Source organism: Shinella sp. AETb1-6 (assembly GCF_009826875.1).
Lineage (GTDB): Bacteria > Pseudomonadota > Alphaproteobacteria > Rhizobiales > Rhizobiaceae > Shinella > Shinella sumterensis.
In genome coordinates, this window is sequence record NZ_WUMM01000033.1 from 1 (window position 1) to 3239 (window position 3239).

The window sequence follows — 3239 nt, forward strand, 5'->3', positions numbered from 1 at the left end:
ACTTCTGCCAGGATTTGACGAGTTCGTCGTAGTTTACGGTGAGGGGTTTTTCCTTTTCGTTTTCGATCTTGAGCTGTGGAGCGAGGTTGCCCTTTGCGACGGCGTCCTTGTTCCAGTATTCGAGATCGTGCTCTTCGGCGAGCTTGGGGCCCATGTCGCCCTGGACTCCGGCGCGTTCGAGGCGTTCGAGCACCTTCTCCTGCTCGGCGCACAGCGAATCCATCGCCTCCTGCGCGCTCTTGGCGCCCGACGAGGCGTCGCCGATCGCCTGCCACCACAGCTGGGCAAGCTTGGGATAGTCGGGGATGTTCGTGCCGGTCGGCGACCATTGCAGGCGGGCCGGCGAACGGTAGAACTCCACGAGGCCGCCGAGCTTGGGCGCGCGGTCGGTAAACGACTTGTGGTCGAGCGTCGACTGGCGGATGAAGGTCAGGCCGACATGGCTCTTCTTCACGTCGACCGTCTTGGAGGTCACGAACTGCGCATAGAGCCAGGCGGCCTTGGCGCGGTCGTCGGGCGTGGACTTCATCAGCGTCCAGGAGCCGGCGTCCTGGTAGCCGAGCTTCATGCCGTCCTTCCAGTAGACGCCGTGCGGGGACGGCGCGAAGCGCCACTTCGGCGTGCCGTCCGCGTTGACGACCGGCAGGCCTTCCTTGACGAAGTCGGCGGTGAACGCCGTGTAGGTGAACATCTGCTGGGCGATCTCGCCCTGTGCGGGCACCGGGCCGGATTCGGAGAAGGTCATGCCGGCGGCGGCCGCCGGCGCATAGGCCTTCAGCCATTCCAGATACTTCTCGATCGAATAGACCGCCGCCGGGCCGTTGGTGTCGCCGCCGCGCGCCACGCACGAGCCGACCGGCTGCGACTTCTCGTTGACCTTGATGCCCCATTCGTCGACCGGCAGGCCGTTGGGAATGCCCTTGTCGCCGTTGCCGGCCATCGACAGCCAGGCGTCGGTGAAGCGCCAGCCGAGCGAGGGGTCCTTCTTGCCGTAGTCCATATGGCCGTAGACCTTCTTGCCGTCGATCTCGCGGCCGGTGAAGAACTCGGCGATGTCCTCATAGGCCGACCAGTTGACGGGCACGCCGAGGTCGTAGCCGTACTTCGCCTTGAAGTCGGCCTTGTTCTTCTCGTCATTGAACCAGTCGTAGCGGAACCAGTAGAGGTTGGCGAACTGCTGGTCGGGCAGCTGGTAGAGCTTGCCATCCGGCGCCGTCGTGAAGGACTTGCCGATGAAGTCGTCGATGTCGAGGCCCGGATTGGTGACGTCCTTGCCCTCATTGGCCATGAAGTCGGTCAGCGAGCGGGCCTGCTGGTAGCGCCAGTGGGTGCCGATGAGGTCCGAATCGTTGACATAGGCGTCGTAGATGTTCTCGCCCGACTGCATCTGCGTCTGCAGCTTCTCGATGACGTCGCCCTCGCCGATCAGGTCGTGCGTGATCTTGATGCCGGTGATGGCGGTGAAGGCCGGCGCCAGCACCTTGGATTCGTATTCATGCGTGGTGATGGTTTCCGAGACCACCTTGATGTCCATGCCGGCGAACGGCTTGGCGGCATCGATGAACCATTGCATCTCGGCTTCCTGGCCGGCGCGGTCGAGCGCCGACTGGTCGCCGATCTCCGCATCCAGGAACTTCTTGGCCGCGTCCATGTCCGCGAAGGCGGAGCCGGTGAGCGCCAGCAAGATCGCTGCCGTCGTCGTCAGAAGTTGCGTTCGCATGGTATCCTCCCTTAAGGTTTTGCGATTGCGACTGCATGTGCGGAAGCCCCAATCTCCCCGAGGCCCCCATTTCCTTTGCCTCACACGAAGCGGAACACGCCGATGGCGTAGACCACGGACAAGGCAAGAGCCCACCACAGGTTGGGACCGACAAGCCCCAGCCATGCGAGATGGATGAACGCCGAGCCGAGCAGCGACACGAACAACCGGTCGCCGCGTGTCGTCTCGAAGCGCAGGATGCCGATGCGCGGCGCGCCCCCGGGCCGCGCATATTCCCAGACCGCCATCAACGCGATCAGCAGGAAGATGGTCAGGAAGAACATGGCCGTCGGGAACGACCAGGCCATCCAGCCGCCCGGGATGAGCGAGGCGAACCAGTCGCGCGCGCCGTCCTTGACGGGCAGTGCCATGACGAGAAGCCCGGCGATGACGGCATAGATGACGAGCACGGCGGCGAGTGCGACCGGCCAGCGTGTGTTGCGGTTGGCGACGGTAGCCATCGGACCCCTCCCCTCAGACCCGGCCAAGGGCAAAGCCCTTGGCGATGTAGTTGCGCACGAAGTAGATGACGAGCGCGCCGGGAATGATCGTCAGCACGCCGGCGGCCGCCAGCACGCCCCAGTCCATGCCGGACGCCGAGACCGTGCGCGTCATCGTGGCGGCGATCGGCTTGGCGTCCGTCGTCGTCAGCGTGCGGGCGATCAGAAGCTCCACCCAGGAGAACATGAAGCAGAAGAAGGCCGCCACCCCGATGCCGGACGCGATCAGCGGCACGAAGATCCTGGCGAAGAAGCGCGGGAACGAATAGCCGTCGATATAGGCGGTCTCGTCGATCTCCTTGGGCACGCCCGACATGAAGCCTTCCAGGATCCACACCGCCAGCGGCACGTTGAACAGGCAATGCGCGATCGCCACCGCGATATGGGTGTCGATCAGGCCGAAGGCGGAATAGAGCTGGAAGAACGGCAGCGCGAACACCGCCGGCGGCGCCATGCGGTTGGTGAGCAGCCAGAAGAACAGGTGCTTGTCGCCCAAAAACCGGTAGCGCGAGAACGCATAGGCCGCCGGCAGCGCCACCGAAACGGAGATCACCGTGTTGAGCACAACGTAGATGATCGAGTTGATATAGCCCGAATACCACGCCGGATCGGTGAAGATCACCGCATAGTTCCTGAGCGTCGGGTTCGCCGGCCACAACGATACCGACGTCATGATCTCCGTGTTCGTCTTGAAGCTCATGTTCACCAGCCAGTAGATCGGCAAAAGCAGGAACACGATGTAAAGGGTGGGGACAAGCCAGGAGAGGCTGCGCCGGGTGCGCACGCCGGCCCTGACATGCGTATCGCTGGAGGTTGCCTGAAGGGCGGTTGCGGTGGTTGCCTGTGAGGTCATGGTTTCCTCCCTCACGCCTGTTCATCGCTGCTGGTCATGACCGTGTAGAAGATCCACGACAGGAGTAGGATGATCAGGAAGTAGATGATGGACATGGCCGCAGCCGGGCCGAGGTCGAACTGGCCGA

At 63.5% G+C, this 3239-nt stretch carries 3 protein-coding genes and 1 pseudogene; all 4 read right to left on the reverse strand.

Translation table 11 applies throughout. From position 1 onward, the window contains the following. On the reverse strand, positions 1 to 1720 hold a 1720-nt coding region (locus GR158_RS24955; RefSeq protein ID WP_160873041.1), incomplete at its 3' end, for an ABC transporter substrate-binding protein. Between the two features lie 80 nt (positions 1721 to 1800). Next, a complete protein-coding gene (locus GR158_RS24960) occupies positions 1801 to 2220 on the reverse strand; it encodes a DUF2160 domain-containing protein (RefSeq protein ID WP_134651425.1) in 420 nt (139 codons plus the stop codon). Between the two features lie 13 nt (positions 2221 to 2233). Continuing rightward, positions 2234 to 3112 (reverse strand): carbohydrate ABC transporter permease, encoded by an 879-nt coding sequence (locus GR158_RS24965; RefSeq protein ID WP_202402448.1) that lies wholly within the window; start codon positions 3110 to 3112, stop codon positions 2234 to 2236. An 11-nt stretch (positions 3113 to 3123) separates the two neighbouring features. Further along, positions 3124 to 3239: pseudogene (locus GR158_RS24970) on the reverse strand (sugar ABC transporter permease); the annotation flags it as partial.